32 protein-coding genes and 5 tRNA genes are annotated in these 26,683 nt (G+C 51.0%); 27 read left to right on the forward strand and 10 right to left on the reverse strand.

Annotated features, from left to right (window positions below):
• The first annotated feature begins 103 nt into the window (after window positions 1-103).
• The 3 genes from tsaD (at window position 104) to groL (ending at window position 3,512) form a co-directional block, all read left to right on the forward strand.
• Window positions 104-1,084, forward strand: coding sequence for a tRNA (adenosine(37)-N6)-threonylcarbamoyltransferase complex transferase subunit TsaD (gene tsaD, locus DET_RS07300; RefSeq protein ID WP_010937111.1), 981 nt, complete (start codon window positions 104-106; stop codon window positions 1,082-1,084).
• A gap of 490 nt (window positions 1,085-1,574) precedes the next feature.
• A complete protein-coding gene (gene groES / locus DET_RS07305) occupies window positions 1,575-1,871 on the forward strand; it encodes a co-chaperone GroES (RefSeq protein WP_010937112.1) in 297 nt (98 codons plus the stop codon).
• 27 nt (window positions 1,872-1,898) lie between these two features.
• Window positions 1,899-3,512, forward strand: a complete 1,614-nt coding sequence (gene groL, locus DET_RS07310; RefSeq protein WP_010937113.1) for a chaperonin GroEL — start codon at window positions 1,899-1,901, stop codon at window positions 3,510-3,512.
• An 88-nt stretch (window positions 3,513-3,600) separates the two neighbouring features.
• Here the strand turns inward: groL and DET_RS07315 are convergent, their stop codons facing one another.
• Window positions 3,601-4,860: a M16 family metallopeptidase gene (locus DET_RS07315; protein WP_010937114.1), complete on the reverse strand. Its 1,260-nt coding sequence runs from the start codon at window positions 4,858-4,860 to the stop codon at window positions 3,601-3,603.
• Between the two features lie 106 nt (window positions 4,861-4,966).
• On the opposite strand from DET_RS07315, the gene hypA reads away from it, so the two are divergent.
• The 13 genes from hypA to DET_RS07375 all read left to right on the forward strand — a co-directional run bounded on the left by hypA (window position 4,967) and on the right by DET_RS07375 (window position 12,157).
• Window positions 4,967-5,326 carry a hydrogenase maturation nickel metallochaperone HypA gene (gene hypA / locus DET_RS07320; protein WP_010937115.1) on the forward strand — a complete coding sequence of 120 codons (360 nt, stop codon included), beginning with the start codon at window positions 4,967-4,969 and terminating at the stop codon, window positions 5,324-5,326.
• On the forward strand, window positions 5,307-5,960 hold the full coding sequence (gene hypB / locus DET_RS07325) for a hydrogenase nickel incorporation protein HypB (RefSeq protein ID WP_010937116.1): 654 nt from the start codon (window positions 5,307-5,309) through the stop codon (window positions 5,958-5,960). The genes hypA and hypB overlap by 20 nt, the downstream gene beginning before the upstream one ends.
• Window positions 5,961-8,252 (forward strand): carbamoyltransferase HypF, encoded by a 2,292-nt coding sequence (gene hypF, locus DET_RS07330; protein WP_010937117.1) that lies wholly within the window; start codon window positions 5,961-5,963, stop codon window positions 8,250-8,252.
• Window positions 8,252-8,467, forward strand: a complete 216-nt coding sequence (locus DET_RS07335; RefSeq protein WP_010937118.1) for a HypC/HybG/HupF family hydrogenase formation chaperone — start codon at window positions 8,252-8,254, stop codon at window positions 8,465-8,467. Before hypF ends, DET_RS07335 begins: the two co-directional genes overlap by 1 nt.
• Before the next feature lie 3 nt (window positions 8,468-8,470).
• Entirely contained in the window at window positions 8,471-9,565 is a 1,095-nt protein-coding gene (gene hypD, locus DET_RS07340; RefSeq protein ID WP_010937119.1) for a hydrogenase formation protein HypD, read from the forward strand.
• Complete coding sequence (hypE, locus tag DET_RS07345) at window positions 9,558-10,565, forward strand: hydrogenase expression/formation protein HypE (protein ID WP_010937120.1); 1,008 nt, start codon at window positions 9,558-9,560, stop codon at window positions 10,563-10,565. The genes hypD and hypE overlap by 8 nt, the downstream gene beginning before the upstream one ends.
• 164 nt (window positions 10,566-10,729) lie before the next feature.
• Window positions 10,730-11,107, forward strand: coding sequence for a TetR/AcrR family transcriptional regulator (locus tag DET_RS08825; RefSeq protein WP_010937121.1), 378 nt, complete (start codon window positions 10,730-10,732; stop codon window positions 11,105-11,107).
• Between the two features lie 12 nt (window positions 11,108-11,119).
• Window positions 11,120-11,350 carry a hypothetical protein gene (locus DET_RS08830; RefSeq protein ID WP_010937122.1) on the forward strand — a complete coding sequence of 77 codons (231 nt, stop codon included), beginning with the start codon at window positions 11,120-11,122 and terminating at the stop codon, window positions 11,348-11,350.
• Window positions 11,351-11,359: 9 nt separating this feature from the next.
• The gene (locus DET_RS07355) at window positions 11,360-11,683 is read left to right on the forward strand and encodes a hypothetical protein (RefSeq protein WP_010937123.1); all 324 of its coding nucleotides are present in this window, start codon (window positions 11,360-11,362) and stop codon (window positions 11,681-11,683) included.
• A 105-nt stretch (window positions 11,684-11,788) separates the two neighbouring features.
• Window positions 11,789-11,865: transfer RNA gene (locus tag DET_RS07360), tRNA-Trp, on the forward strand.
• Between the two features lie 5 nt (window positions 11,866-11,870).
• Window positions 11,871-11,957, forward strand: a tRNA-Leu gene (locus DET_RS07365).
• A 13-nt stretch (window positions 11,958-11,970) separates the two neighbouring features.
• A tRNA-Gly gene (locus DET_RS07370) sits at window positions 11,971-12,045 on the forward strand.
• A gap of 37 nt (window positions 12,046-12,082) precedes the next feature.
• Window positions 12,083-12,157: transfer RNA gene (locus DET_RS07375), tRNA-Cys, on the forward strand.
• Between the two features lie 217 nt (window positions 12,158-12,374).
• Here DET_RS07375 and DET_RS07380 read toward each other — a convergent pair.
• Entirely contained in the window at window positions 12,375-12,806 is a 432-nt protein-coding gene (locus DET_RS07380; RefSeq protein WP_041223479.1) for a hypothetical protein, read from the reverse strand.
• A gap of 65 nt (window positions 12,807-12,871) precedes the next feature.
• Between DET_RS07380 and DET_RS07385 the strand changes: the two genes are divergently transcribed.
• Both DET_RS07385 and DET_RS08590 read left to right on the forward strand, forming a co-directional pair.
• Window positions 12,872-12,956, forward strand: a tRNA-Leu gene (locus DET_RS07385).
• Window positions 12,957-12,971: 15 nt separating this feature from the next.
• Entirely contained in the window at window positions 12,972-13,529 is a 558-nt protein-coding gene (locus tag DET_RS08590) for a glycerol-3-phosphate acyltransferase (RefSeq protein ID WP_010937125.1), read from the forward strand.
• Window positions 13,530-13,586: 57 nt separating this feature from the next.
• On the opposite strand, the gene DET_RS07400 is transcribed toward DET_RS08590, so the two are convergent.
• The 3 genes from DET_RS07400 to DET_RS07410 form a co-directional block, all read right to left on the reverse strand.
• Entirely contained in the window at window positions 13,587-14,000 is a 414-nt protein-coding gene (locus tag DET_RS07400) for a helix-turn-helix domain-containing protein (protein WP_010937126.1), read from the reverse strand.
• A gap of 166 nt (window positions 14,001-14,166) precedes the next feature.
• Complete coding sequence (locus DET_RS08730) at window positions 14,167-14,307, reverse strand: DUF5679 domain-containing protein (protein WP_010937128.1); 141 nt, start codon at window positions 14,305-14,307, stop codon at window positions 14,167-14,169.
• Between the two features lie 90 nt (window positions 14,308-14,397).
• Window positions 14,398-15,009: a MarC family protein gene (locus tag DET_RS07410; RefSeq protein ID WP_010937129.1), complete on the reverse strand. Its 612-nt coding sequence runs from the start codon at window positions 15,007-15,009 to the stop codon at window positions 14,398-14,400.
• Window positions 15,010-15,123: 114 nt separating this feature from the next.
• On the opposite strand from DET_RS07410, the gene DET_RS07415 reads away from it, so the two are divergent.
• Window positions 15,124-15,570, forward strand: coding sequence for an SRPBCC family protein (locus DET_RS07415; protein WP_010937130.1), 447 nt, complete (start codon window positions 15,124-15,126; stop codon window positions 15,568-15,570).
• Between the two features lie 5 nt (window positions 15,571-15,575).
• Here the strand turns inward: DET_RS07415 and DET_RS07420 are convergent, their stop codons facing one another.
• Entirely contained in the window at window positions 15,576-16,553 is a 978-nt protein-coding gene (locus DET_RS07420; protein WP_010937131.1) for a hypothetical protein, read from the reverse strand.
• A gap of 188 nt (window positions 16,554-16,741) precedes the next feature.
• Between DET_RS07420 and DET_RS07425 the strand changes: the two genes are divergently transcribed.
• The 8 genes from DET_RS07425 (at window position 16,742) to DET_RS07480 (ending at window position 21,620) form a co-directional block, all read left to right on the forward strand.
• Window positions 16,742-17,143 carry a gamma-glutamylcyclotransferase family protein gene (locus tag DET_RS07425; RefSeq protein ID WP_010937132.1) on the forward strand — a complete coding sequence of 134 codons (402 nt, stop codon included), beginning with the start codon at window positions 16,742-16,744 and terminating at the stop codon, window positions 17,141-17,143.
• A gap of 175 nt (window positions 17,144-17,318) precedes the next feature.
• On the forward strand, window positions 17,319-17,975 hold the full coding sequence (locus DET_RS07430) for a 50S ribosomal protein L25/general stress protein Ctc (RefSeq protein WP_010937134.1): 657 nt from the start codon (window positions 17,319-17,321) through the stop codon (window positions 17,973-17,975).
• A gap of 13 nt (window positions 17,976-17,988) precedes the next feature.
• Window positions 17,989-18,837, forward strand: coding sequence for an amidohydrolase family protein (locus DET_RS07435; protein ID WP_010937135.1), 849 nt, complete (start codon window positions 17,989-17,991; stop codon window positions 18,835-18,837).
• Window positions 18,834-19,415 carry an RNA 2',3'-cyclic phosphodiesterase gene (gene thpR / locus DET_RS07440; RefSeq protein ID WP_010937136.1) on the forward strand — a complete coding sequence of 194 codons (582 nt, stop codon included), beginning with the start codon at window positions 18,834-18,836 and terminating at the stop codon, window positions 19,413-19,415. Before DET_RS07435 ends, thpR begins: the two co-directional genes overlap by 4 nt.
• A 71-nt stretch (window positions 19,416-19,486) precedes the next feature.
• Window positions 19,487-19,690 (forward strand): hypothetical protein, encoded by a 204-nt coding sequence (locus DET_RS07445; RefSeq protein ID WP_010937137.1) that lies wholly within the window; start codon window positions 19,487-19,489, stop codon window positions 19,688-19,690.
• 39 nt (window positions 19,691-19,729) lie between these two features.
• On the forward strand, window positions 19,730-20,431 hold the full coding sequence (locus DET_RS07460; protein ID WP_010937138.1) for a ComF family protein: 702 nt from the start codon (window positions 19,730-19,732) through the stop codon (window positions 20,429-20,431).
• Between the two features lie 13 nt (window positions 20,432-20,444).
• Window positions 20,445-20,984 (forward strand): ribosome hibernation-promoting factor, HPF/YfiA family, encoded by a 540-nt coding sequence (gene hpf, locus DET_RS07470; RefSeq protein WP_010937139.1) that lies wholly within the window; start codon window positions 20,445-20,447, stop codon window positions 20,982-20,984.
• A 75-nt stretch (window positions 20,985-21,059) separates the two neighbouring features.
• A complete protein-coding gene (locus DET_RS07480) occupies window positions 21,060-21,620 on the forward strand; it encodes a methylated-DNA--[protein]-cysteine S-methyltransferase (RefSeq protein ID WP_010937140.1) in 561 nt (186 codons plus the stop codon).
• Here DET_RS07480 and DET_RS07485 read toward each other — a convergent pair.
• The 4 genes from DET_RS07485 to DET_RS07505 are packed head-to-tail and all read right to left on the reverse strand — an operon-like array spanning window position 21,601 to window position 26,550.
• Complete coding sequence (locus tag DET_RS07485) at window positions 21,601-21,984, reverse strand: protease inhibitor I42 family protein (RefSeq protein ID WP_010937141.1); 384 nt, start codon at window positions 21,982-21,984, stop codon at window positions 21,601-21,603. The genes DET_RS07480 and DET_RS07485 overlap by 20 nt on opposite strands.
• Before the next feature lie 22 nt (window positions 21,985-22,006).
• Window positions 22,007-22,822, reverse strand: coding sequence for a RadC family protein (gene radC / locus DET_RS07490; protein WP_010937142.1), 816 nt, complete (start codon window positions 22,820-22,822; stop codon window positions 22,007-22,009).
• Window positions 22,800-23,054: a putative signal transducing protein gene (locus DET_RS07495; protein ID WP_010937143.1), complete on the reverse strand. Its 255-nt coding sequence runs from the start codon at window positions 23,052-23,054 to the stop codon at window positions 22,800-22,802. The genes radC and DET_RS07495 overlap by 23 nt, the downstream gene beginning before the upstream one ends.
• A complete protein-coding gene (locus tag DET_RS07505; RefSeq protein ID WP_010937144.1) occupies window positions 23,038-26,550 on the reverse strand; it encodes a DNA polymerase III subunit alpha in 3,513 nt (1,170 codons plus the stop codon). Before DET_RS07505 ends, DET_RS07495 begins: the two co-directional genes overlap by 17 nt.
• Between the last annotated feature and the right edge of the window lie 133 nt (window positions 26,551-26,683).

The raw sequence follows: 26,683 nt of genomic DNA on the forward strand, positions 1-26,683 counted from the left end.
ACTAACCTAGGCTACATGGCCTGGATATTTATAATAACATTGCCCTATATAGGTGTCAAAGGGTTTAGCCCCTTGACATTGTCTATGCTATAATCCTGCATATATGAAGATACTCGGTATAGAAAGCTCCTGTGATGAAACCGCTGCCGCAGTAGTGGCAGACGGGGTAAATATTTTATCCAACCGGGTATCCTCGCAGATAGATATCCACTCCCGTTACGGCGGGGTAGTCCCCGAAGTGGCTTCCCGCCAGCACCTGCTTTCCATATTACCGGTCATAAGTGACGCACTTAAGGAAGCACGTACCGGATTTGATGAAATTTCGGCCATAGCTGTAACCAACGGGCCGGGTCTGGCAGGCTCTCTGATAGTGGGGGTAAATGCCGCCAAAGCCATAGCCGCCGCCCGCGGCATACCCCTGGTGGCGGTAAACCACCTGCACGGCCATATCTATGCCAACTGGCTTTCCGGCAGGATACCGGAATTCCCCTGCCTGTGCCTGACTGTCTCAGGCGGGCATACCGACCTGGTGCTGATGAAAGGGCATGGTCAGTATCAGCTGCTGGGACGTACCCGTGATGATGCCGCCGGAGAAGCCTTTGACAAAGCCGCCAGAATACTGGGTTTAAGCTATCCAGGCGGGCCGGCCATAGACAGAGCTTCGCAGGACGGTGAGGCAGTACTGGATTTGCCGCGCTCGTGGATACCCGGCAGCCATGACTTCAGCTTTAGCGGACTGAAAACCGCCCTGCTCCGGCTGGTGGAAAACGGCGAAGTCTGTTCGGTAAATGACGCCGCCGCCAGCTTTCAAAAAGCGGTGGTAGATGTACTGGTAACCAAGACCCTGAACTGCGCCCATGAGTACAACGTAAAGCAGATACTGCTGGCAGGCGGAGTGGCCGCCAATAACCTGCTGCGTAAACAGCTAAGCGAACAATCCCCTCTGCCGGTTTCCATACCACCCATAGGCTTATGTACCGACAATGCCGCCGTAATAGCCTCCTGCGGCTATTTCCGCTTTATATCCGGCGGTCAGGACAGGCTGGACATGGATGTACTGCCGGCGCTGTCCGTTGTTTCCTGATATCTAAAGCATTTCTTCGCCAAATAAAAAAGGAACTCGTTTCCGAGCTCCCTTTTACAAACTGTACAGTATTTGAGGCGGCCTGTACAGTATTTCAAAGACCATCCAGATCTTTGAGAACTGCAATCAGTATAGACCAGAACCAGAGCCCTTGCTATCGTACTTAATACGTAAATTGACTGCGCATTTATGCTTAGTACTATTCTATACTTTAGTATATTTTCAGTTTAGCAAACCCTGTTAAAGCTCTGCTAAGCATTGCTATTGACATACTGTAAAGCATTCCGGAGAGTTATCAGCATTGGATTAAATAGCTTTTCGTAGTCTTAAGGGTGTATTTATGGTTATTTTATTCTAAATACCTGTAATTACCGCTGATTGCAGTTGCAGCCGACTTCCCAGTGCTGTATTATATGCCTGTTAGCAGTCTCGTACTGAGACTGCTAAAACATTGCCGCAATAAATTTAGTCAAACTTAGAAGGAGGAATAATGGCAACTAGATTCGAACCCCTGCACAACATGGTACTCATCCAGCCCCAGGAAAAACAAGACATGAGCAAAGGCGGTATCATCATCCCTGACGCCGCTCAGGAAAAATCTCAGGAAGGCGTGATTGTCGCCGTGGGCCCCGGCCGTCTGGACAAAGATGGCAAACGCGAACTCATGAGCATTAAAGTCGGTGACAAGGTTCTTTTCCCCAAATTCGGCGGTGTTGAACTTAAATCTGGCGGTATTGATTACATCATCATGCCCGAAAGCCAGATTATGGCTAAAATCGTAGGCTAAATTTTTTAACGAATATTAGGAGGTATAATGGCTAAGCAGATTATATTTGGCGAAAAAGTCAGGGTCTCCCTCAAGAAGGGCGTTGATACTCTGGCTAACACAGTAAGAGTAACCCTTGGTCCCAAAGGTCATCCCGTTGCCCTGGAGCGGAAATGGGGCGCACCCACTGTTATAGATGACGGTGTAACCATTGCCCGTGATATTGAACTGCCCGATGCTTTTGAAAATATGGGTGCCCAGCTGGTCAAAGAGGCCGCAACCCGCACCAGCGATGCCGCCGGTGACGGTACTACCACCTCTATCGTACTGGCTCAGGCCCTTATCAACGAAGCCTTCAAGAATATTGCCGCCGGTGCCGAACCCATCAACCTGAAACGCGGCATTGAAAAGGCTGTGGCCGCTCTTAAGGCCCAGCTCCGCAAGAACTCCACCCCCGTCAAGGGCAAACAGCAGATTGTTCAGGTAGCCACCATCACCGGTAAAGACCCCGAAATCGGCAACCTGATTGCTGACGTTATGGATAAAGTCGGCAAAGACGGTGTTATCACTATTGAAGAATCCCGTGGTCTGCGCTATGAAACCAGCTACGTAGAAGGTATGCAGTTTGACCGCGGTTATATCAGCGCTTACTTCGTAACTGACCCCGGCCGGATGGAATCCATCATGGAAGATGCCACCATCCTGATGACCGACCGCAAGATTGAAACCGTTGCCGAGCTGCTGCCCGCTCTGGAAAAAATCCTGCAGATTTCAAAGAATCTGGTCATTGTAGCCGAAAACGTTGAAGCCGAAGCTCTGGCTACCCTGGTAGTCAACAAGCTGCGCGGCAACCTGAATATCCTGGCTGTCAAAGCCCCCGGCTATGGCGACCGCCAGAAAGCTATGCTGGAAGATATGGCCATACTGACCGGCGGCCATGTAATCAGCAAGGAAGCCGGCCGCAAGCTGGATTCCGTAACCGAAGCTGACCTCGGTCATGCTCGCAGAGTTGTCTCCAATAAAGACAAGACCACCATTATTGACGGCGAAGGCTCTGCCGAAGCTATCAAGAACCGCATCAAGCAGATTAAAGCCCAGATTGAAGAAACCGAATCTGCCTTTGACCGCGAAAAACTGCAGGAACGCCAGGCTGCTCTGGTCGGCGGCGTAGCTGTTATCGCAGTAGGCGCTGCTACCGAAACCGAAATGAAAGAGCGCAAAGCCCGCGTTGAAGATGCTTTGGCTGCCACCCGTGCCGCCATTGAAGAAGGTATCCTGCCCGGCGGCGGTACCGGCCTCCTGAATGCCCTGCCCTGCCTTGATGCCCTGAAACTGGAAGGCGACGAAGCCACCGGTGTCAGCATTGTCCGCAAGGCTCTTATTGAACCCGTCCGCTGGATTGCTACCAACGCCGGCAAAGACGGCAACGTTATCGTTGACAAGGTCAAGAACTCACCCGTAGGCCATGGTTACAACGCTGAGAAAGATGTCTTCGGCGATATGGCTGAAATGGGTATCATTGACCCCACCATGGTTGTCCGCTCTGCCCTTGAGAACGCTTCCTCCATTGCCAATATGGTTCTCATCACCGACTCACTGGTAGCTGATATTCAGGATAAAAACCCCGCTCCCCCCATGCCTGAAGCTCCCGGAATGTACTAAGACCCAAACGGGTTAAACAAGAAGGGCGGGACTTTAAAGTCCCGCCCTTTTCTATTATTCACAATAGGCTTAGATACAAATATATTGTCTAGTCTTTCAGCAGACAGGCTACTGCATCTTTGTCAACAGGCCCTACCAGTGCCAGCCGCATTTGGGGTTTTTGGAAGTATTCGCCTGCCAGTTGCATAACACCTTTCAGGCTGACCCCGTCTATCAGGCGAATAACATCTTCGTGGGTGTTCACCCTTTGGCACAGCAGTTCCTGAGAACCTATCCACTTGGCCATATAGCGGCTGTCTTCCATAGCCAGCTGAATCCGTCCCTTGGACATTTCCTTAGCCTTTGTCAACTCTTCAGCTGTTATGGTTGTCTTGGCAGTTTCCAGTTCACTAAGTACAGCCTTTATACAGGCAGTCAGATTAGCCGGATCTACCGCCGCAAAAACAGAGAAAGCCCCGGTATCATGCAAATACTCAAGCCCGGACTGGACAGAATAAGCCAAACCCAGATTATCCCTGACACGGGCAAAAAGGCGGCTGCTCATGCCGTCACCCAGTATAGTGTTTAATATGCTGAAAGCATAACGGCGTTCATCCAGACGGTTCATGCCCGGCATGGCCAGCATCAGGTTAATCTGCTCGGCATCACGCTTGTCCACCCCTACCTGACAAGGGTTGCCGGAGTGATACGGCTCAAAGGTCTGAACTTTTTGCTGCCCGGCCAAACCGCCAAAGGCCTGAGAAATGGCCGAAACGGCGTTCTTATGCTTTATATCCCCGGCTACTGCCACCACTATATTGGCAGGGGTGTAATGGCGGTGCATGAAATCAAGCAGTTTTTGGCTGTCCAGACCGGCCACACTCTGGCGGCTGCCGGCTATATCCCGCCCCAGCGGGTGATCCGGCCAGAGTATCTCATCAAGCAGCAGCCCTACCCGGTGGGAAGGGTTGTCCAGGCTCATGCTTATTTCTTCGTAGATTACCTTGCGTTCCTTCTCAAGGTCTTCGGGGTTAAACAGGGGGGTTACCAGCATATCCGAAAGCACATCCAGGGCCAGAGCAAACTTGTCACTGCCCACTTTGGCATAATAAAGGGTAGACTCACGGTCGGTAGCCGCATTCAAAATACCCCCCACCCCCTCTATGGCACTGGAAATAAGCTGGGAATCAGGATACTTTTTGCTACCCCTGAATACCATGTGTTCTATAAAGTGGCTGGCACCGGCCTCGCAGTCTGTTTCATAACGCGAACCCACCCCGATATATACGCAAATGGTAACCGAACGGCTGGCAGGCATATGGTGGCTTATTACCCGCAAACCGCTTGGCAAAACACTTAATTCATACAAATAAACACCTCGCTTCTTTCTGAATAATAAACACAGCCTTAAAAGGTGTCAAATACCCCCCGAATTAGACACCCAAGCGGGTCTGCCTTATAATTAAATAAGAATTATGCACGAACTATCCATAACCGAAGAACTGCTAAAAACAATTGTAGCCAAGGCTGAAGAAGCCAAAGCCCGTAAAATCAGCCGGATAAATCTGGTGATAGGCGAATATGCAGGCGTGGTGGAAGACAGCGTAAAAATGTGTTTTGATATACTCAGCCAGGACACTATGGCCAAGGGGGCGCTTTTAGAATTTAAGCGCATACCCGCCGAATTCCGCTGCCGTTTGTGCGGCCATACCTTCCCTTCAGGGCAGCATGCACTGGTCTGCCCCAAATGTCAGGGCTGGAATGCCGAAGTGATAGCCGGCAACGAATTTTTTATTGAAAGCATTGAGGTAGATGATGAAAGTCAAAGTTCTTAAAAATATTACCGACATGAATGACCAGCTGGCTGCCAGAAACAAGGATATGTTTGCCGGAAAAGGCATACTGGTGATAAATGTCATGTCTTCACCCGGCGCCGGTAAAACCAGCTTGCTTCTTAAAACTATTGAGCTGCTGGGAGATGATGCCCGGGTGGGTGTGATAGAGGGTGATATAGCCTCAAGCGTAGATGCCGAAAAAATAGCCGCCACCGGTTCGCAGGCTATTCAGATAAATACAGACGGGGGCTGCCATCTGGATGCCAACATGGTAGCCTCAGCCGCAGACGGGCTGGAACTGGACAAGCTGGATATTATTTTTATTGAAAACGTGGGCAATCTGGTCTGCCCGGCCGGATTTCAGCTGGGCGAAGCCAAAAGGGTAGTGCTGGCATCCGTGCCGGAGGGTGATGACAAACCCACCAAATACCCCTTTATGTTCAGGGATACAGACGTAATAGTCATAACCAAAATGGATTACCTGCCGCTTAGTGATTTTAATATGGAATCCTTCCGCAAAACAGTACTGGGTCTCAACCCGGACGTAAAAATAATTGAGCTTTCAGTAAGGAATGGCCAGGGGCTGGACGAATGGACAGCCTGGCTGAAAAGCAACCTCCTCAAGGGGAAATAGATGCCCGCACCTAAGCAAACCAAGCGGTTTGCCTTTGCCATCAGCGGGATTGTCCAGGGGGTGGGCTTCCGCCCCTTTGTTTACCAGCTGGCCGCCAAACACGGCTTAAACGGCTGGGTCAGGAATACTTCTGCCGGAGTGGAGATAGAGGCAGAAGGGATTGAACAAGCGCTGGACAGCTTTTCAGATGAGCTAATTAGCCTCAGCCCGCCCCAGTCAGTTATTAAAACATTTAAACAGACTGAAATACCCTTAACAGGTGAAGAAGGGTTTACCATCAAACCCAGCCAGAGCCTTTCCGGGCGTTTTCAGCTGGTTTCACCGGATATAGCCACCTGCACCCAGTGCCAAAATGATGTATCTGACCCCCGAAACCGCCGCTACCGTTACCCCTTTACCAACTGCACCAACTGCGGCCCCCGTTTTACCATAATTGAGGACATACCCTATGACAGACCCCTGACCACTATGAAAGACTTTGAAATGTGCCCGGTCTGCCAGGCCGAATATGACAACCCTTTAGACCGCCGTTTCCATGCCCAGCCCAATGCCTGCCCGGTGTGCGGCCCCCGCCTCTGGCTGGTGGATAAAACCGGAAAAGAGCTTGAAAGTGCCGATGCTATAGCAGAAGCCGCAAAACTGCTGAAAGACGGCCGGATTTTAGCCATACGGGGTCTGGGGGGCTTTCTGCTGGCCGCTGACGCCACTAATCAGCTGGCGGTTAATACCCTCCGGCGCCGTAAACACCGCCCTTCCAAACCCTTTGCGGTTATGCTTCCTGATATAGCCGAAGCCCGCAAACACTGTTTTATATCCGCCGAAGAGGAAAAGCTGCTTATTTCACCTGCCGCACCCATTGTCCTTTGCAAATGGAACAGGGAAAGCCCCATATGCCCCGAAACCGCCCCTAAACAAAATTATCTGGGCATAATGCTGGCATACACCCCTCTCCACCACCTGCTTTTAAAGGAAACGGGTAAACCCCTTATCATGACCAGCGGCAATCTGAGCGCAGAGCCCATTGCCAAAGACAATGACGAAGCCCTGAAACGGCTGGGCAATATAGCGGATTATTTTCTGCTTCACAACCGCCCCATCTACTCCCGTTATGATGACAGCGTGGTCATGTATGAGGCCGGTGCAAAAAGGGTAATCAGGCGGGGCAGGGGTTATGCCCCCTACCCTGTCCAGACCTCTTTTACGGATAAAGAAGTACTGGCGCTTGGTCCGCAGGAAAAAAACACCTTCTGCCTGCTTAAAGACGGTTATGCTTTTGTCAGCCAGCATATAGGGGATATGCAAAACCCCGAAACGCTGGACAGCTTTGAAGAAACCCTGGCGGTTTACCTGAAGCTATTCCGCTTAAACCCCCAAATAATAGCTTCAGACCTCCACCCCGGTTATATTACCACCGCTCTGGCTGAGGCACGCTCAGCCAGCCTTGACATACCTCTGGTCAAAGTCCAGCACCACCATGCCCATATTGCCTCCTGTCTGGCGGAAAACAACTGTGACGAAGAGGTTATCGGGGTGGCTCTGGACGGCACCGGCTACGGGCTGGACGGGCATATCTGGGGCGGGGAATTTTTCTGCGGGGGCATAAAACAGGGTTTTAGCCGCCAAGCCCATCTGGAATACCTGCCTCTCCCCGGAGGCGAAGCCGCCATTAAAAAACCCTACCGCACAGCCGTGTCATATGTCTACACCCTGCTGGGGGAAGAGGGTTTGAACTTTTTTAAAAATATAGAACCGGAAGAACTGGATATCATAAAAACCCAGCTTGAGCGGAAACTGAACTCACCCCTTACTTCCAGTGCGGGCAGGCTGTTTGATGCAGTTGCCGCCCTGTGCGGAATCTGCCAAGTGGCAAACTATGATTCCCAGCCGGCCATAGAGTTGGAAACCGAAGCCGGGGATACCGAATTTGCCCAGTGCTACCCCTTTGAGTTAGACTTAGACAAGGGCATTTACCTGATACGGCTGAAGGGCATAATCCAAGGCGTCCTTTCAGACCTTTCATCAGGCAAAACAGCCGCTTATATATCGGTAAAATTTCACAATACTGTCAGCCAGATAGTTCTGGACACCTGCCTAAGGCTTTCAGCCCGAAGCGGCCTTACCAAAGTAGCCCTTTCAGGCGGGGTTTTCCAGAACAGGCGGGTTTTCCGCCAGGTGATAAAAAAGCTGGAAGCAGAGGGATTTGAAGTGATTACCCATAAAGAAATCCCCTCTAATGACGGCTGCATATCACTGGGTCAGGCGGTAATAGCCACCAGCCAAGGAGGAATATAATGTGCCTTGCCGTACCTGCCAAAATAATATCAGTTGAAGACGGGGTAGCGGAGGTAGACCTGAACGGGACTACCTATAAAGCCAGCCTGATGCTCACCCCCGAAGCCAAAGCGGGTGATTACGTACTGCTTCACACCGGCTATGCCATACAGGTAATAGACGAAAAAGACGCTTTGGAAACCCTGTCTATATTCAAGCAGATGGAGATGCTGTAAAGAGTGAATTTCATAGAGGAATTCCGCAGCAGCCAGTCAGGACGCACCCTGCTGGAATATATAAACAAACGTTCCACCAAGCCTGCCCGCTTTATGGAGTTTTGCGGCGGGCATACCGTAGCCATTTTCCGCTACGGCATCCGCCAGCTGCTGCCGCCCCATATTGAAATGCTGTCAGGGCCGGGCTGCCCTGTTTGTGTAACCTCTACCGCCGACCTGGACAAAGTCATAGCCCTGTCCAGGCTGCCAGGGGTTATAATCTGCTCATTCGGAGACCTGCTAAGGGTTCCCTCCAGCCGCCAAAGCCTGCTGGAAGTGCGGGCGGAAGGGGCGGACGTACGTATTGTCTACTCTACCATGGACGCACTGGAGATAGCCCGCCAGAACCCCTTGAAAAAGGTTATCTTTGTGGGTATAGGTTTTGAAACCACCGCCCCCACCATTGCCGCTTCGGTAATACAGGCTCGTAATCAGGGGCTTGCTAATTATTATGTAATGTCAATTCACAAAATAACCCCTCCCGTTATGCGGGCGATACTGGATGCAGGTGAAACCCGCCTTTCGGGCATAATCTGCCCCGGCCATGTTTCTTCTATTACCGGCAGCAATGCCTGGGAATTTATTCCAGAGGAATACCATCTGGCTTGTGCCGTGTCAGGCTTTGAAAGCCTGGACATACTCTACTGTGTTAAGTCTCTGGTAGACCAGGTGGAAGACGCAACTCCCCGTCTGGACGTCAGCTATTCACGGGCAGTCAAACCTGAAGGCAATACTGCCGCCCTTAAGATTATGGATGAAGTATTTGATATCTGCCCGGCCAACTGGCGGGGGATAGGTATTTTACCCCAAAGCGGCCTCTGCCTGCGGCCTGAATTTGCCGCTTTTGATGCCGAAAAAAACTTTGAGATAAAACTTTCCGAGCCCAGCCGCGAAACACCCGGCTGTCTGTGCGGTGAAATTATCAAAGGCACCCGGACACCTCTGGAATGCAAGCTTTTTTCAAAGGTCTGCACCCCGGAAAACCCGGTCGGGCCGTGCATGGTCTCTTCCGAGGGCACCTGCGCCGCCTATTACCACTACGGAGGCAAACTTGGATAAAACCAAAATCCTGCTGGCCCACGGTTCGGGCGGGCGCTTAACCCATGACCTTATCACAAAGCACCTTGTCCAGTCTCTGTCCAACCCGCTCCTAAACAAGCTGGATGATGCGGCTGTTTTTGAGTCCAAAGGGAAAACGGCTTTTACTACCGACAGTTACGTAGTAAACCCCATTTTCTTTCCCGGCGGCAATATAGGCAAGCTGGCAGTCTGCGGCACAGTCAATGACCTGTCTGTTATGGGGGCTATACCCAAATACCTCAGCCTGGCTTTTATCATTGAAGAAGGCCTGGACATATCCGCTCTGGAAGAAATAATAAAGTCTATCGCCGCTGCCGCTAAAGAAGCCGGGGTGGAAATAGTCACCGGAGACACCAAAGTGGTCAATACCGGCAAAGCCGACAAGATATTTATAAATACCGCCGGGGTAGGCTTCATACCCGAAGGGCTGGACATATCCGGTGCAAACGCACGTCCGGATGATGCGGTAATTGTATCCGGCACTATGGGTGACCACGGCATAGCCATTATGGCCCAGAGGGAAGGGCTTAACTTTAAAACAGCCGTTGAAAGTGACTGCGCCCCCTTGAACGGGCTTATCACCGATATGCTCAAAGTCTGCCCCCGGATACACGTCATGCGTGACCCCACCAGAGGCGGGCTGGCAACCACCCTTAACGAAATAGCCGGGCAGTCACAGGTGGGCATAGAACTTAACGAGGAGTCTATACCCGTCAAGCCGGCAGTGGGCGGTGCCTGTGAGGCACTCGGCCTTGACCCCCTGTATGTAGCCAACGAGGGGAAAATTATAGCTATAATGCCGGAAAAAGATGCCCCGGCCGTACTCTCTGCCATGAAAGCTCACCCTTACGGGAAAGACAGCGCCATTATCGGGCGGGTAATCTCCCCAAACCCCGGGCGGGTAAGCATACGCACCCCGCTGGGGGCGCTCCGCATACTGGATATGCAAAGCGGAGAGCTGCTGCCGCGCATCTGCTGAACTAACACCCCAAGCATTGACACAGGCTGGACAGTTATTCTGCCCGGCCTTTTTTATTTTCCCCAACCCCGAAATATCTTTCAGGATGTATTGACAATGCCCGCTTTTAAACTATAATTAGTATATATTGAATGAATATTCAATGAACTTTAAAGGAAACGCCCATGCCCGAAACAGCTAAACCGGAAACCCGCAGAATACAGGCTGAAAAACGCCGCCAGGAAATACTGGACGCTGCCCTAAAGGTATTCGCTGAACAAGGCTATCAGGGGGCAACTATCAGCCAGATATCCGAAGCAGCCGGAACATCTCTGGAGCTGCTTTACCATTACTTCTCCAACAAAAAAGCCCTGATGGAGGCGGTAATAGCCGAACACAGTTTCCTGCCCCTGTTAAAAAACATAATAGCCAAACAGGGCAAACAGAGTATCGAATCTGTCCTCAGCCAGCTCTGTCTTCAGTTTTACCGCCTGCTGGAATCAAAAAAAGAGCTGGTGGCTATCTTTCTGCGGGAAGGAACCAGCAATCCGGCCGTCAGCTAGGTCTGGTTCAGCATGATACGCCAGGGGGTAACTTCGCTCATCTCCCTCCTTGACCAGGGCGTCAAGCAAGGGGTTTTAAAAGAACACCGTCTGGACGTCACCGCCCGTACACTGATGTCAGCGGTAGTTATGCTTTACCTGACCCGGGAAGCTTACGGAGAGGGATTTACCAGCCCTGAAGGTTTTATCCCCCAAATGATAGCCAGCCAGCTTTCCGGCATAAAGTCCCCCCAAAAAGAATAGGAGAATAGAATGAAACTGGAACGCAAACATGGATTCGGCATTATGGCACTTGGCTGTCTTATACTTACGGGAGCAGTACTGGTATTTATATCCATACCGGAGTGGGGCAATTTTATCGGCTCGTACTTTCAGGGCATAAACCCGGATGACTATTCCGCCCAGGTTATACCCCTGCTTACCACCTTGAAAAGCCTGTTCAGCCCGCTGCTTGTCCAGGTGGGCGGTTACATGAAAGCAGCCGGAATATTCGGGGGCTGTGCCCTCAGCATTATGGGGCTGATAGCCCTGTTTGTGGGAACTACCATCGCCCGCCAGAGCGCAAAATCTGCCTGAAAACTCTTTGAAAAGCGATGCCGGACGAAAGCTGAACTGCCCTCAGGCGGAGTTGACTTAGGGGGCAGTTTAGTAGTAAGATACTTCTCTAGATTTTTACGATTTAGGAGTGTAGCTCAGTCCGGTAGAGCAGCGGTCTCCAAAACCGCCGGTCGAGGGTTCGAATCCTTCCACTCCTGCCATATTGGCCGAGATGGTGGAATGGCAGACACGCTAGCTTGAGGGGCTAGTGAGTGATGAGCTCGTGGGAGTTCAAATCTCCCTCTCGGCACCAATAAGTTATAGGGGCGGAAGTAGTTCAGCGGTAGAATGCCTCCTTGCCAAGGAGGAGGTCGCGAGTTCGAATCTCGTCTTCCGCTCCAAAATCACTTATCTGGCGTAAAATCTAATCTTTGGCTGGGCGACGTAGCCAAGTGGCAAGGCAGGGGTCTGCAAAACCCCTATTCAGCGGTTCGAATCCGCTCGTCGCCTCCAGATACTTTCAATCCCCATCAACTTCCCATAATTTTCATTTTGCTTTCCAGCCTTTTCAAACTCAGCATTGACCGTCTTATCTTTTGCTTTCGCAAGGCTGATACCGGAAATACCTGCTGTCTAATGCGTATTTCGGCATAAAAAAACCCGTGCCGCCGGACTGCAATCCGAAGCAAACACGGGCATAAATTTTATAAAGCCGGTGAAATGCAGTTATTTAAATGTTTTTGCCGCTGACAACCCTCCAGATGAACTTTAAGCGATACCCCAGAAACGCCAGCAAGGGCACTGCTATGAAAAATGACATAAACAGCAGGTCGGAGTTCTGGTTAAGATGGGTAACTTCGGCCAGGCCGATAGTAAGCAATACCCCCAGAACAGCCCCTAACACCCCCAGTCCGGCAGAACCCGCATAAGGAGTCCGGAAACGCAGCCAGATCATAGCCATGCTAAGCCCCAAAGGGTAACCCAGAATTATGCCCAGTACAGCCCCGCCCAAAGCGGCAAAACCGGCTGAATCAGAGCCGATGGCAACTACTGCCAGAGTGCTGAATATGAGCGCCCCGGCAATCCCCCCGCCAAACAGAATACCCAAAGCCAAAACATGTTTCAAAAAACCCGGAGCTTCAAATATATTTTTTATCTTCATTATTCCAGTATAGCGTTTTTCCTTGAAAGAAGCACCGTAAGACGCTAAAATGGCGTTACTAATTAGCCGGGGTGGCGGAATCGGCAGACGCAGCGGACTTAAAATCCGCCGGAGCAATCCTTGTGGGTTCGACCCCCACCCCCGGCACCACTTTGAGGCTGCAATATGCCTTTACTCTTTGTCCTGCTAAGCTACCTGCTGGGCACATTCCCGTCCGCCTATCTGGCCGGATACCTGAGCACAGACCGAGATATCCGCCTGATGGGTGACCATAACATGGGCGCCCAGAATGCCTACCGCTGCCTTGGCCGCGGCTGGGGTTTAGCAGTCTTCGTTTTTGACCTTGCCAAAGGCTCTCTGGCCATTACACTGGCTCTGGCGGCTGGTCTCAGCCCCGGCTGGGTGATGTTCTGCGGCTTGGCTGCAGTTCTGGGGCATAACTGGCCTGTCTGGCTGGGATTCAGGGGAGGGCGGGGTGAGGCAACTGCCATAGGGGTAATGCTGCTAATCGCCACCCAGCCCATGCTTATTATGGGTGGTCTGGGCTTGCTGGTACTGCTGTTTACTTCCAGCGTTATTGCGGCTTCGGCAGTTATGTTCGGGCTTCTGTGGCTGGCGGTTATACTTTACGGACTGCCCGGCGGAGTGGTCGCTTACAGTATCGGCCTGCCGGTAGTAGTGGGGCTGACCCATTTTATCCGCAGCCGCAAAAACCGCCTTTAAACGGCATAAAAAATCCGGGGCTCATCCCGGATACTTTACATGCTTACCCTTAGAAACTCAGGCCTTTTCTGTCCAGCCCAGTTTCTGCCAGAGCCGTTCAAACCAGCCTTTTTTAGGTGCTTTGTCAGGAGTGTTATCACCCGGTGCATTCAGCATTTTCAGCTGACTCTCCATCTGCTTAATCTTTTCGGTGGCCGCCCCCAGCTGGGCGGCTAAAGCCAGATTTTTCTCATGCAATTCACGCACCACGTCCATAAACTGGACCGGTGTCTGGATAGTCTGCAGGGACAGGTCTTCCTCATCTTCCTTCTTCAGGTCAGAGGGGATTTCATAAATGCGGTATTCCTCACCGAAAGAGCCGGGAACAAGCTCCGCCTGTATCTTGCCGGACTTGATATAACGCCGAATGGTACGGGTGGAAACACCCAGTAAATCAGCGGCTTGGGCAATCGTCATACCTTCTTTAGTCATGGCTTGACAAGTGTAGTCAAAGGCACAAGTTTTGTCAAGGGGTCAGCGGGCTTTATTCCGAAGCTGCACGGCAGGCAAATATGGCTCATCGGGCGGTATGCCCCCAAAATGGAAAAGCCGGGCATGATTCACATCCCCGGCTATTTCAACAAACAGATAAAAAAACCTATGCTTTGCCGATTTTGAACATTTTGGTGCCGCAATCGGGGCAAACACCCTGAGTAGCGGGACGGCCGTTCTTCATGGTGATCTGCTTGGTATTTTTCATTTCCTTCTTAGCGCGGCATTTCATACAATAACCCTGCATAGCTTACCTCCTATTAGATTTGTATAAACGATAAAACACTCTGAACGCAATGTCAAGCCTTTAGCCAACATTTTTTAGCTATATTTTAGTTTAGCTCCCCCCGCCAACCGCCCCAAGTATCTCCTCAAGACGCAAACCCTTGATAATCATGCTGATTGCAATAGCCGCCAGAAACAGGCTGAAGATGCGTGACATAGCTTTGAGACCGCCCTGCCCCATGTAGTGAATAAACCATTCGTTAGACTTGAAAATAAGCCAGGTTGCCAGCATATTCAGGCCAAAGGAAATTAGTACTATATACACGGGAAATTGGTTTACCAGCAAAATCAGGGTGGTAATAGTGGCCGGCCCCATGGTAAGGGGAGTACCTATGGGCACAACCGCCACCATCTCCTCCTTGATAACCTCCACCATGTGCCCGCTGGTCATATAGCGTATGGCAAAAAGCAGCAGGATAATACCGCCGGCAATGGCAAACGCCCCTACGGATATTCCCATCAGGTCCAGTATCAGTTTGCCCATAAAAAGAAACACTAACCCCAGCAGGGAGGCGGTGATAACTGAAAGGTTGACTACTTTTTTGCGTTCTCCGGCGGGAATTTGGTCAGTAATGGATATTACAAAAGGCAGATTACCCACCGCATCCACCACTATAAACAGCGGCACAAAGGTCAGCAGAATATCATTCCAGAACTCACTCATGCATTTATTACACTCCTACCCCAGAATGCTATGTCCTCAAGGTATATTCTGTCAACACCTGTTGCCACCTTTGCCGTCAGGTTTATAATAATTTATCACAGGCAAGGATTTATTTTGATAAAATATCTGTTTAAAACTGTCTGGCACTTTGATGCCCCGCCCCAAAAGGTCTGGGAGCTGATTAAAGATGCCCGCAGTATGCCCGAATGGTGGCCGGGGGTAAAGCGGTTTGAAATACTGTCTAAAGAACAGGAAATGCTGCAGGGCTGCCGCATACAGACAGCAGTAAAGGGGCTAACCGGAGACCTGAACTTTGAGCTGGAAATAACCAAAGCTGTACCCTTCGGTGAAATAGTGATGCAAAGCCGGGGGGATTTGACGGGACAGGGGGTCTGGACACTTACCGCTGACAATGGCAATACTATCAGCACCTATATCTGGGAAGTAAGCACCACCGGCAGGCTGATGAATTTTCTGGGTTTTGTCTTTAAGCCGCTATTTATCTGGAATCACAACCGGGTAATGAAAGCCGGATATACAGCCCTTAAAAAACGCCTCTGAACAGGCTACTTGGAGCTTAGAGACAAAGGCAGCAGGTAGGTTTGACCGGGACGGCGGTTAAGATATGACTTGGTATATTCCTGAGGGAATGAATAGACTATCTGAACCTTGGGGTGTTCCAGCCAGAACAGGAAAACGCCCACCACCTGGGGCTTAGTGCCGAACGGTCCTATCACCATGTTATAGGTGGTCTTGACTTCATCATAAATAGACTCAAGTATATTGCGGACTGCCCAGGGATTATCCGCCGGAGCCTGCCGCACCTCTACCGATGGCTGGGAAAGCAGGTACTCGTTATTTTTTTCGGCGTATTTCAGGTATTCCAGGTTGCTGTCACGGGGGGCGGTTATCAGGGCAATGGTCCGGGTGGGATTAAACTGCTTCCAGACCGAAAGCGCCCGTTCAGGTTCAAAACCCAGGAACAGCACCAGAACATTGTCTTTTTCCAGAGATATATTCCCGAAGTAATTGGTAACCGTGCTTATCTGCTGTACACCCTGAGTCAGGCGGGTGGGGGAATAAGACTGGGTGGTATGAATCATGCGGGGCAGTCCCAGATTAGCCTCAGCCACCAGGTAATGCATCAGCCCCAGCAGGTAGACCTTGGTAAAACCTGATATATCCACCGTTATAAACGGCTCTTCGGAATCTTTGGGTTTGCACCTGTGCCAGATACTCTTTAACTGACCGATACCGTCAACCGGGTCTTCGCGCTGGCAGCGGATAACAAACAAACCCTCCGCCGTTTTGCGGGAGAGAATAGCCTGTATCTTGGCCAGGTTTACTTCCACCAGTTCTTCATGGCGGGGTTCTTCAATCACAAAAATAATGGAATAGCGCGCCCGGAAATTCGGGCTCATCCGCTGGACAGAGGTAACACACCGTTCTTCAAAACTGGCACAACAGACAAAAAGGTCATCAGGCCCGTATTCGTTAAGACGGGTCAGCACCTCTATCAAGATTGGTTCTTCAGCAGCCTTCATGGCCTCTCCAGACAAACCCGCATTTTGCCCAAATATAAACGGAATCAGTCAATAAGTCAAATTGACGCAAAGCAGGACAGGGACACTAACGGCCAAATATCCCCCGCTATATCATCCACAACACCCATTTAAAGCCCTTTACCAAACAGCTATAATGATATAATCTAAGTAACAGACAGGAGAGTGACATGCTGTATTTCGCCTACGGACAGACCCTCAGCCGCAAACAAATGAAGGAAATCTGCCCGGACGCTGCCCCCAAACAGAGTGCCTCTCTGGCTAACTACAAGCTGGTTTTCCTGGGCTATTCACGCAAATGGCACGGGGCACTGGCCAGCATCAAACCTTCCCGCGGTGACAGAGCCAAAGGCGGGCTTTATGAAATCAGCGAATCGGGACTGCGCAAACTGGACGCCCATGAAGAGTATCCGGCTAACAGCGAACGAATAAAAGTAAATGTCCATGACGATGACGGCAATCTGCTGGAAGCCTTTACCCATACCCGCCGCCGCTCTGATGACGAGGGTAAACCCTCCGCCGAATATCTGGCCGTAATCCAGCAGGCTTACCATGAATGGGGACTTGTCTAACCCCTGGACAGCGCTTGACAGTCCAGATGCCATGTCAAGGGGAAGTTAATAACCAGCTTCAGAAATAATTTGAAGTTTATCCAAGGAGCCATTGACAAAGGAATAATCAGAGAGATACCCGGATTTTCTCAGCATAACAGGTAAAAAATTTTATCTGATTTGAAGGAGGCACAAAATGACTGGTATCAGCCTGGCACTTAATCCCCGGCAGGTTTTCGGCAACAAAAACAAATTCCTGAGGGCTCAGGGAATAACCCCGGTCCACATCTTCGGTCACGGCCTGAAATCACTGGCACTTCAGGCAAACACCCAGGAACTTGAGTCTACCATCAGCCGGGCGGGCAGTTCCCACCTGGTAAGCCTAAAACTGGATACGGACAAAAAGACCCGCAAGGCATTTATACGTGAAATACAGCGCCACCCGGTAAAAGGCTATCTCCAGCACGTAGATTTTTACCAGATAAACCTGAAAGAGAAAGTAACAGCGGAAATCCCCATCCATTTCAGCGGGGAGTCACCCCTTCTCAAAGAAAAAGGCCACAAACTGACCGCCCCCTTTACCCACCTTACGGTTGAAGCCCTGCCGGATGACCTTCCGCCGGAAATACATATTGAGCTATCCCAGTTTGACAGTCCGGAAAAAGACCTTTACATAAAAGATATCGTTCTGCCCGGCAATGCCCGCATACTGAACGAGCCTGACCTTCTGGTGGCCAAAGTAAGCGAAATCCACCTTAAGGTTGAAACCCCGGTAACAGCCAGCCTGCCTGAAGAACCCGAAGAAAAACCGGCTGCCGCTGCCGAAGAAAAAGAAACCGCTGAAAAGGAATAAAAATCCAACCCTTATGATAATAGATTTTCATACCCATATTTTCCCGCCCGAAATCATTGCAGCCCGGCAGGACTACGCCTGCCGGGATAGCTGCCTGGGAATGCTGTATTCAAATCCCAAAGCCAAAATGATTACCGCAGAGGAACTGTTAACGGCAATGGACGAAGCCGGCATAAGCCAGGCGGTAACCCTTAATATCAGCTGGGATTCAGCCGAGCTGTGCGCACTTACCAATAACTACCTGCTGGATTCTGCCCGCCGCTATCCCAAAAGGCTTATCCCGTTCTGCGCTTTACCTGTTTCAGACCCGGCGGCCAGCCTTAAGGAACTGGAGCGCTGCCTTGAGCTGGGAGTAAAGGGTTTGGGTGAACTCCGCACCGAAGAGCCGGAAAGACTGGCTTCCCCTGCCTATCAACCTCTGTTTGACCGGATATCCGAAAACAGCCTGATCTGCCTTTTTCACGCTTCAGAGCCGCTGGGGCATATCTACTCCGGCAAGGGCAATACCACTCCGGAAAAGTTTTACCCCTTTGTTGCCCGCTACCCTGAGCTTAAGTTGGTACTTGCCCATCTGGGCGGGGGCATGCCCTTTTACCACCTTATGCCCGAAGCTGAAAAAGCGCTGGCCAATACCGCCTATGACACCGCCGCCGCCCCTTTCCTGTACAAACCGGAGATTTACCGTCAGGTGATAACCCTGAGCGGGGAAAATAAACTCCTTTTCGGCAGTGATTACCCCCTGATGGCTTATGAACGCACCTTGAAACATCTGGCACAAGGCTGTCTTGAGCCGGATATATTGGCAAAGGTAATGCAGCAAAACGCCCTGAACTGGCTGGGCGAAGGGAAAGACCAATCTTGACCGAAGGACTTATCCGCACCTTTATTGCTATAGAACTGCCGCCGGAGCTAAAAACCAGACTCGCCGGTCTCCGGGATGCATTACCCATACCCTCACAAGCTGTCAAATGGGTAAACCCCGAATCAATGCATCTGACTATCAAATTCCTGGGGGATACCCCTTTAAGCCAAATACCCAATATCATAAAGGGGCTGGAGGAAGCCGCACAGGTCTGCCACGCCTTTACCCTATCCACCACCCGCATAGGGACTTTCCCCTCACTTTCAAGCCCCAAGGTAATCTGGCTGGGGCTGCATGGTGAGATAGAAAAACTAAATACCCTCTTTGCGGAGGTTGAAAAAAATATTTCAGGGCTGGGTTTTCCGGCAGAAAAACGGGATTTTGCTCCCCACCTAACCCTGGGGCGTCTTAAGGAGGTGGCTGCAAAAAGTGACCTGCAAACCGCCGCCGAATCACTTAAAACCGCACCCCCCTTTCCTAAAACCAGTTTCAAAGCCTCACATATCTGTCTTTTCCAAAGCCAGCTTTTAGCCGCCGGGCCGGTATACACCAGACTGGCCCAAATCAGCCTCGCCTAGTCTTGTCAGGATAAGCCTCTTGGAGTATACTCAATCAACTTAAAACAAGGTCTCAGCCGGGAGGTAGCTTCGTGGAGAATACAGGTTTTCCGAAATGTTTAAAATGCAATCAGGGTGATTTGCTACCCCTGTCAGACTTTGGCAGCCAGGGTGCGTCCATCCATTACAAAGCCTGGGTCTGTTCCAACCCCAACTGCGGCTTCAACCTTAAAATCCGCAACGGGGATATATATATAAACGAACCCATCATAAACGGCAACAACCGCCAGCACTAGGCCGGGAAACGCCAGCTCAATCTGCCGGGGGGCAAACAGATGAAACTTTGGCATCAATCCCTCAAGGATACCCTTCTTGACTTAGTCTTTCCCCAGCAGTGTCTGGTCTGCGGCAAAGAAGGCAAGCTGTTCTGTGCCAGATGCAGTGGCAGCCTGAGTTATATTACTCCGCCGGTCTGCTCACTCTGCGGCCATCATACCGGAGATGACGGGGTTTGCCCCATGTGTCTTTCCGGCAAAGTCCATCTGGACGGGCTGCGTTCGGTTTTCAACTTTGAAGGCGGCATTGCCCAAGCTATATATGCCCTTAAATACCACAACCTGCGTTCGGTTGCCCCCTTGCTGGGGGATTTTCTGGCAGACTACCTGAAACAAAACCCCATTCCGGCTGATATTGTTGTACCCGTACCCCTCCACCCCAGCCGCTTGAAATACCGCGGCTACAACCAGTCCCTGCTGCTGGCAAGGGAACTCTGCCGCAGAACAGGTTTGAAACTGGATGAACACTGGCTGGAACGTTCACTGTCATCTGCCCCGCAGGCACGTACCAAAAGCCGTGCTGAGCGTCTGGAAAATGTCAAAAATGCATTTATTTTCAAATACCCCACGACAACCGCCCCCAGGGTGATTATAATAGATGATGTAGCAACCACAGGCGCTACCCTGAATGCCTGCGCCGCCACTCTTAAAGAGGCTGGTGCCCTCAGCGTATGGGGACTGACCATAGCCAGAGAAAGATAGAGGAGTGTAGAGTATGGAGATTCAGATTACCACCAAGAATTGCCGTCTGGACAACCGCACCCGCAGTTATATCCAACGCAAAATGGGACGGATAACCCGGATACTGCCCCAGATTTCCGAATTCAGGATAGAGCTTGACGAGGAACAAACCCGCTCACAGGCAGACCATTTTATCCTTAAAGCCACGCTCAATACCGGTACAGACGTACTTTACGCTGAAGAACGGGCAGAAAACCTGCTGACCGCCGCTGACCGGGCGGTAGAGGTGCTTAACCAGCAGATTGACCATGCCAAAGGCAAGATGGAAGTAAAAGCACGCAATCGTGAAAGTATACGCCTCAGTCAGCCGGATACATTTTCATCTTCCAAAGAGCCTCTAATCCGAAGACGCAAACAAGAGGCCAAACCCATGACCGTAGAAGAAGCGGTCAACCAGATGAACCTATCAGGTGAAGAATACCTGCTCTTTTTAGGCCCGGACACCAAACGGGTAAACCTGCTCCGCCGCTTTGCTGACGGCAAGTTTGAGCTGGTTGAACCCGTACCGGAGTAGTTTTTGATGTCCGGCCTTCCTCCTCAACATACCCAGGAGACCGCAGGCTCAAAAATCAGGGGTGGATAACCGCTTTTGAGTAGAGTTACACCAAACGGCCCAAAACCCGTCTCCAGCAGGGTTAAGGCTGCCGCCGGTATAAGCTGGGGTATTCTTGAAATCCAACCGGGTTGGGTTGGGGTAATGGCATCTGCACAGGGAATCTGCCGCCTTACCCTGCCCCAGCCCGGTCAAACCGAAGCACTGGCAGAGCTGAACCCGCCGGCGGAGACTATCCGTACCGACAGCCTTTTCCACCCCCTAGCAACGAAACTTGAAAGCTATTTTCAGGGAAACAGCACTGATTTCCCGTTCAGCCTTGACCTTAGCGGGTACACCCCGTTTGAATCACAGGTTTTTAAGACCTGCGCCCTTATACCCTACGGTCAAACTGCCAGTTACGGTCAGATAGCCCGCCGGATAGGCCGCCCCAAAGCCGCCAGAGCGGTAGGGCAGGCTCTCCATAAAAACCCCGTACCTATACTGATACCCTGCCACAGGGTGATTGCCGCAAACGGCAAAACAGGCGGTTTTAACGGGGGCACCAATATAAAATGCTGGCTGCTTACCCTGGAGACTAGGAAACCTTCAGGTTGATAACCAGCGTATCAGCCGGTACGGAATCCCACGGGCGGGAATAATAAAACCAAAGCTCGGTCTCATCTGTATCCAAGGCCCTCAGACGGAAATATTCGGTTCCGCCGCCGCCAACTGCAGTATTGCCCGCATCATCCGGCGTATAGGTTTTTTCAACCAGATATACTTTGGAGCTGGCAGACTGAAATTCCCAGCTATAACCAGTAGTGGGGTTAGCCGGCAAAGCCACTATAAACTCATCCCCAGCCCGGCATTCAATCAGAGTATCCGCATCTGTATAAGTTTTGACCTCCGGACTGCAGCCGGAAAAAGCCAGACTGAAAGTGCAGACCAGACTAAGTATCAAAACAGCAGATTTCTTCATTTTCCACCCCTTAAGCCTGGGTTTACTCCGGGTTTCCCCCGAACAGTTCTGCCCGGTATATATGACGTTTTGCTTCGGAAACATGTTTCAGTTTCAAATTTAAAAAACCTGTTTCATACTCTCCCATAAGACCGGCAGCCGCAAAACTGAAATAGCAGTTATCCCCGATAATAATATGGTCTAAAGCCCGTATTTTCATCACCATGGCGGCATACACCAGCTCACGGGTCAGGTCTTTATCTGCCTGCGAAGGCTCGGTCTTACCGGAAGGGTGGTTATGAACAAAAATAAGGGCGGAGGCATTTTGGGAAATAGCCGCCCCAATCACCTCCCGGGGGATAACACAACCGCTGGCCACTGTTCCGCTAAAAAGGTCTGCCACCTCCAGCACCCGGTGCTGGCTGTCCAGATATATTACCTTGAAAACCTCTTTTTTCAGACCCCGCATGGCGCAATACAGGTAATCAAACACCTGCTGGGCGGTATTGCAGACCGGTTTTTCCATAATCCCGTCCTTAAGGTAGCGCCGGGATACTTCCCTGATAAGGGTAAGGGCCATGGAGTTGACCTCGCCTATTCCCTTTATGCTTGAAAGTTCGGCAGGGGAGGCTTCCAGCACCGCCCTAAGGCTGCCGAAGTGTTTTATGGCCTCTTTGGCCGCTTGCTTGCAATCACGGCGGGGAGTCCCTAAGGTAAGCAGCAGATCTACCACTTCATAATCATTCAGCCCGTCCAGACCGGCCTTAAGGAAACGCTCACGCAGACGCTGGCGATGCCCGGCGTTCGGATTAGCGGTTGAAACAGATGGGGTATCCTCAGTCTTCTTGGGCGGGTTCATCCGGCTCTTCATTCTGCACTTGCAAATCCGCCAATATCTCTTTGGCCTGAGTAAGGTGCTCTTTCAAAACATATAGACTGACCGGCAGCAAAGTTATACCCAGATACGGAAACACCTGCTTCGCTCCCAGAGTGGAGGGAATACCCTCCCCCTCCAGAAAACCCTGCCACATTTCCGCCACTATCTGGTTGGGGGCTACCCCGGCCAGTTCCAGTTTATCCGCTTGGGGCATTATTCTCCAGCCTCACATTGGCACTGCCCACCAGGGCGGCAAGCTTGCTTTTAAGCTCCGGACAATAGTATACCCAGATATCCGGCATTTTCAATATGAAAACCCGTTCGTGATTTACCACGCACAGCCTTACCTCAGTTTCACCGGGGTATTGCTTCAGTATTTCAACTACTTCGTTCAAGCAGTCAATATCCCGGCCCTCATTTTCGGTCTGCTGGATACATACCACCAGCCGCTGCAGCTGGGGAGCCGGGGGCTCTTTGTCTTCCGCCTTCGGCTGGGGAGCGTTTATAAATACCGGAGCCGCTTTTTTATCTGTTTCCGGCTGATACCGGCTTACTTTTTCCGCATGAATTGATACCCTGTCTCCACGAACCACAGCTTTACCTTCCACTAATAGAATATTCCCCTCCTCCCAGAGGGCTTTAGTTGCGGCATATACTTTAGGCCAGGCGGCTACTTCCACCCGCCCCACCAAATCTTCTATTTCCGCCATTACAAACGGTTTGCCTTCGCGGGTAGCCGAAACCCGCACCGAAGCCACCATACCGGCCACCGTTACCGGCTGGTTATCCAGTTCCTCATCTATCTGGCCGCACAGGGCGGTAGTTACCTCCTGAGCCGCACTGGCATACGGGGTGAAAGGGTGTTCAGATATAAATATGCCTACCAGCTCTTTTTCCCACTGGAGCTTTTCACGGGTGGTAACCGGGGATTCCGCCATCTCCAGACTGGGCATGGGCATGGGTGACTGCTGACCGAAAAGGTCAAACATGGTAGTCTGGTTTGAATCTTTCAGCTTCTGTTCCCGCTGAGCCAGGGAAAGTATATTCGGCAGATTGAAAAGGAGAGTCCCCCGGTCACCCAGGCTGTCCAGTGCCCCGGCTTTGACCAGGCTTTCCATTACCCGTTTGTTAAGTGATGACCCTTCCGCCCGGCGGCATAAATCTTCAACAGACAGATACTCCCCGTTGGCTTTTCTCTCTGCCACAATCGGTTCCACCGCCGCCACCCCCACATTCTTGACCGCCGCCAGCCCGAAGCGGATTTTCTTAACCCCGTCTTCGTTTTGCTCTATTTCAAAATTAACCCCGCTGCGGTTGATATCCGGCGGCAGCACCTCTATCCCCATATGGCGGGCTTCGGTAACGGCAGTTACCACTTTTTCAGTCACATCACAAAATGCCTGGAGATAGGCGGTTATGTATTCCACCGGATAGTTGGCTTTTAAGTAAGCTGTCTGGTAGGCAATAAGGGCATAGCTGGTGGCATGAGCCTTGTTAAAGGCATAACCGGCAAAGGGCTCAACCAGAGCAAACACCTCTTCGGCTATTTCAGGGGTATAGCCGTTTTTCAAAGCCCCGTCAATAAAATTGGCTTTCTGTTTCTGCATAACGGCCGCAATCTTCTTGCCCATGGCCTTGCGGAGTATATCCGCCTGTCCCAGGGTATAGCCGGAGAAGGTCTGGGCTATAAACAGCACCTGCTCCTGGTAAACAATAACACCGTAAGTTTCTTCCAGTATGGGTTCAAGGGCGGGGTGGGGGTAGGTGATAGGCTCAAGCCCGTGTTTTGATTTGATAAAACGGGGTATCTGTTCCATAGGGCCGGGGCGGTACAAAGCCACCATAGCGCCAATATCTGAAAACACGGTCGGTTTCAGCTCTTTGATATAGCGGCGCATACCCGTGCCTTCCAGCTGGAAAACACCCACCGTTTCGCCGGCCGCCAGCAGCTCAAAGGTTTTTACATCGTCAAGGGGTATGGCCAGGGGGTCAATATCCTGCCCGGTGTATTCTTTAATAACCGCACAGGCCTTGCCAAGTATATTCAGGTTGACCAGCCCCAGAAAATCCATTTTGAGCAAGCCAATCTTGGCAATATCTTCCATGGTGTACTGGGTCATGACCAGACCCAGATTATTTTCCTTGCTCAGGCGCTGCAGGGGTACATGGTCTGTCAGCGGGTCTTTGGAAATAACCACCCCGGCGGCATGGGTGGAAGCATGGCGGGAAAGCCCCTCTATCTTGCGGGCGGCATCCACCAGATTACGGACAACCGAATCCTGATTGTACATATCTTTCAGTTCGGTGCTTTCTTCCATAGCCTTGTCCAGGGTCATGTGAAGGGAGAAGGGTATGACCTTGGCTACCCTGTCAACATCCGCATAGGCCATGCCAAGCGCCCGCCCCGCATCCCGCACCGCCGCTTTTGCCCCCAGCGTACCAAAGGTAATAATCTGGGAAACATGGTCACGCCCGTACTTGCCCACCACATATTCAATGACCTCCTCGCGGCGGTCATCCTGAAAGTCCATGTCTATATCAGGCATTTCCTTGCGTTCAATATTCAGAAAACGCTCAAAAACCAGCTTGTATTTAATAGGGTCAAGGGCGGTAATACCCAGACAGTACAGCACTATAGACGAAGCGGCGCTGCCGCGGACGCCGTAATACAAACCCTTTTCTTTTACAAAACGGATAATATCCCAGGTAACCAGAAAGTAATTGGCAAACTCGGTGGTTTTAATAACATCCAGCTCATATTTCAGGCGGTCAAGTATCTCCTGGCTGGCATCAGGATAAAATTTGGGCAGCCCCTCATAACACAGGTCTGCCAGATACTCATCCGGGGTTTTACCGGCAGGTATATCTATCTCCGGCAGGTGCAAACGCCCGAAATCCAGGCTTACGTTGCACATTTCGGCTATCTTGGCGGTGTTTTCAATAGCATCCGGTATATCCTGATAGGCTTCCGCCATTTCTTCAGGTGATTTCAGGTAAAAATAATCACCCTCCATCTTCATCCGTTTTTCGTCACTGACCAGCGCATTTGTGCCTATACAAAGCAGCAGGTCATGATAAGGGGCGTCTTCTTTATCCAGATAATGGGTATCATTGGTAGCCACCAAAGGTATATCAAGCTCCCGTGCCATGGGAATAAGGACGCTGTTTATCTTTTCCAAATCCGGCATGGGGTGGCGCTGGATTTCTATATAGTAGTTTTCAAAAGTTTTCTTGTACCAAAGAGCGGCCTCTCTGGCTTCGTCAAAGCGGTTTTCCAATATCAGGCGGGGTACTTCCCCCGAAGGACAGGCCGAAAGGCAGACCAGCCCTTCCGAATATTTTTCAAGCAGCTCTTTATCTATCCGGGGTTTATAGTAAAAACCCTCTATGTGTGAACGTGAACTTAACTGGATAAGGTTGTGATAGCCTTTGTTATTTTTAGCCAGCAGCACCAGATGGTAATAGTTTTTATCTGCCGCTGTTTTGGCGGTACGGTCACCATATGCCAAATAGAATTCACTGCCCAGTATCGGTTTTATACCTGCTTCTTTGGCCTCTTTGTAAAAACGGGGAATACCGTGCATAGTACCATGGTCGGTAATAGCCAGCGCCTCCATGCCAAGTTCTTTGGCACGGGCTACCAGCTGGGAAATACGGCACATGCCGTCCAGCAGGCTGAATTCGGTGTGGACATGAAGATGACAAAACATAGCTTTTCCTAAGGGCAGATTATAACACAGCCCTGCCATTTGAGGTATGCAGGTGAGAAGTCATTTCAAGGCTTAAAACAACCTCAAACAGACAACCTCAAGGTTTGAAGGTGCATTTTTCGTAGATAAGAGT

It is taken from the genome of Dehalococcoides mccartyi 195 (genome assembly GCF_000011905.1).
GTDB classification, from domain to species: Bacteria; Chloroflexota; Dehalococcoidia; order Dehalococcoidales; family Dehalococcoidaceae; genus Dehalococcoides; species Dehalococcoides mccartyi.

Bases quoted from the DNA above. Each gene is read 5' to 3' on its own strand.
- DET_RS07460 (WP_010937138.1), top strand. From the start codon at position 19,730: ATGAAACTTTGGCATCAATCCCTCAAGGATACCCTTCTTGACTTAGTC.
- hypF (WP_010937117.1), top strand. From the start codon at position 5,961: ATGCCCGCACCTAAGCAAACCAAGCGGTTTGCCTTTGCCATCAGCGGG.
- DET_RS07335 (WP_010937118.1), top strand. From the start codon at position 8,252: ATGTGCCTTGCCGTACCTGCCAAAATAATATCAGTTGAAGACGGGGTA.
- radC (WP_010937142.1), bottom strand. From the start codon at position 22,822: ATGAACCCGCCCAAGAAGACTGAGGATACCCCATCTGTTTCAACCGCT.
- DET_RS08730 (WP_010937128.1), bottom strand. From the start codon at position 14,307: ATGCAGGGTTATTGTATGAAATGCCGCGCTAAGAAGGAAATGAAAAAT.
- groES (WP_010937112.1), top strand. From the start codon at position 1,575: ATGGCAACTAGATTCGAACCCCTGCACAACATGGTACTCATCCAGCCC.
- DET_RS08590 (WP_010937125.1), top strand. From the start codon at position 12,972: ATGCCTTTACTCTTTGTCCTGCTAAGCTACCTGCTGGGCACATTCCCG.
- DET_RS08830 (WP_010937122.1), top strand. From the start codon at position 11,120: ATGATACGCCAGGGGGTAACTTCGCTCATCTCCCTCCTTGACCAGGGC.
- DET_RS07430 (WP_010937134.1), top strand. From the start codon at position 17,319: ATGACTGGTATCAGCCTGGCACTTAATCCCCGGCAGGTTTTCGGCAAC.
- groL (WP_010937113.1), top strand. From the start codon at position 1,899: ATGGCTAAGCAGATTATATTTGGCGAAAAAGTCAGGGTCTCCCTCAAG.
- DET_RS07410 (WP_010937129.1), bottom strand. From the start codon at position 15,009: ATGAGTGAGTTCTGGAATGATATTCTGCTGACCTTTGTGCCGCTGTTT.
- DET_RS07380 (WP_041223479.1), bottom strand. From the start codon at position 12,806: ATGAAGATAAAAAATATATTTGAAGCTCCGGGTTTTTTGAAACATGTT.
- DET_RS07425 (WP_010937132.1), top strand. From the start codon at position 16,742: ATGCTGTATTTCGCCTACGGACAGACCCTCAGCCGCAAACAAATGAAG.
- hypA (WP_010937115.1), top strand. From the start codon at position 4,967: ATGCACGAACTATCCATAACCGAAGAACTGCTAAAAACAATTGTAGCC.
- DET_RS07435 (WP_010937135.1), top strand. From the start codon at position 17,989: ATGATAATAGATTTTCATACCCATATTTTCCCGCCCGAAATCATTGCA.
- DET_RS07355 (WP_010937123.1), top strand. From the start codon at position 11,360: ATGAAACTGGAACGCAAACATGGATTCGGCATTATGGCACTTGGCTGT.
- tsaD (WP_010937111.1), top strand. From the start codon at position 104: ATGAAGATACTCGGTATAGAAAGCTCCTGTGATGAAACCGCTGCCGCA.
- DET_RS07505 (WP_010937144.1), bottom strand. From the start codon at position 26,550: ATGTTTTGTCATCTTCATGTCCACACCGAATTCAGCCTGCTGGACGGC.
- hpf (WP_010937139.1), top strand. From the start codon at position 20,445: ATGGAGATTCAGATTACCACCAAGAATTGCCGTCTGGACAACCGCACC.
- DET_RS07485 (WP_010937141.1), bottom strand. From the start codon at position 21,984: ATGAAGAAATCTGCTGTTTTGATACTTAGTCTGGTCTGCACTTTCAGT.
- DET_RS07400 (WP_010937126.1), bottom strand. From the start codon at position 14,000: ATGACTAAAGAAGGTATGACGATTGCCCAAGCCGCTGATTTACTGGGT.
- DET_RS07420 (WP_010937131.1), bottom strand. From the start codon at position 16,553: ATGAAGGCTGCTGAAGAACCAATCTTGATAGAGGTGCTGACCCGTCTT.
- hypB (WP_010937116.1), top strand. From the start codon at position 5,307: ATGAAAGTCAAAGTTCTTAAAAATATTACCGACATGAATGACCAGCTG.
- DET_RS08825 (WP_010937121.1), top strand. From the start codon at position 10,730: ATGCCCGAAACAGCTAAACCGGAAACCCGCAGAATACAGGCTGAAAAA.
- DET_RS07495 (WP_010937143.1), bottom strand. From the start codon at position 23,054: ATGCCCCAAGCGGATAAACTGGAACTGGCCGGGGTAGCCCCCAACCAG.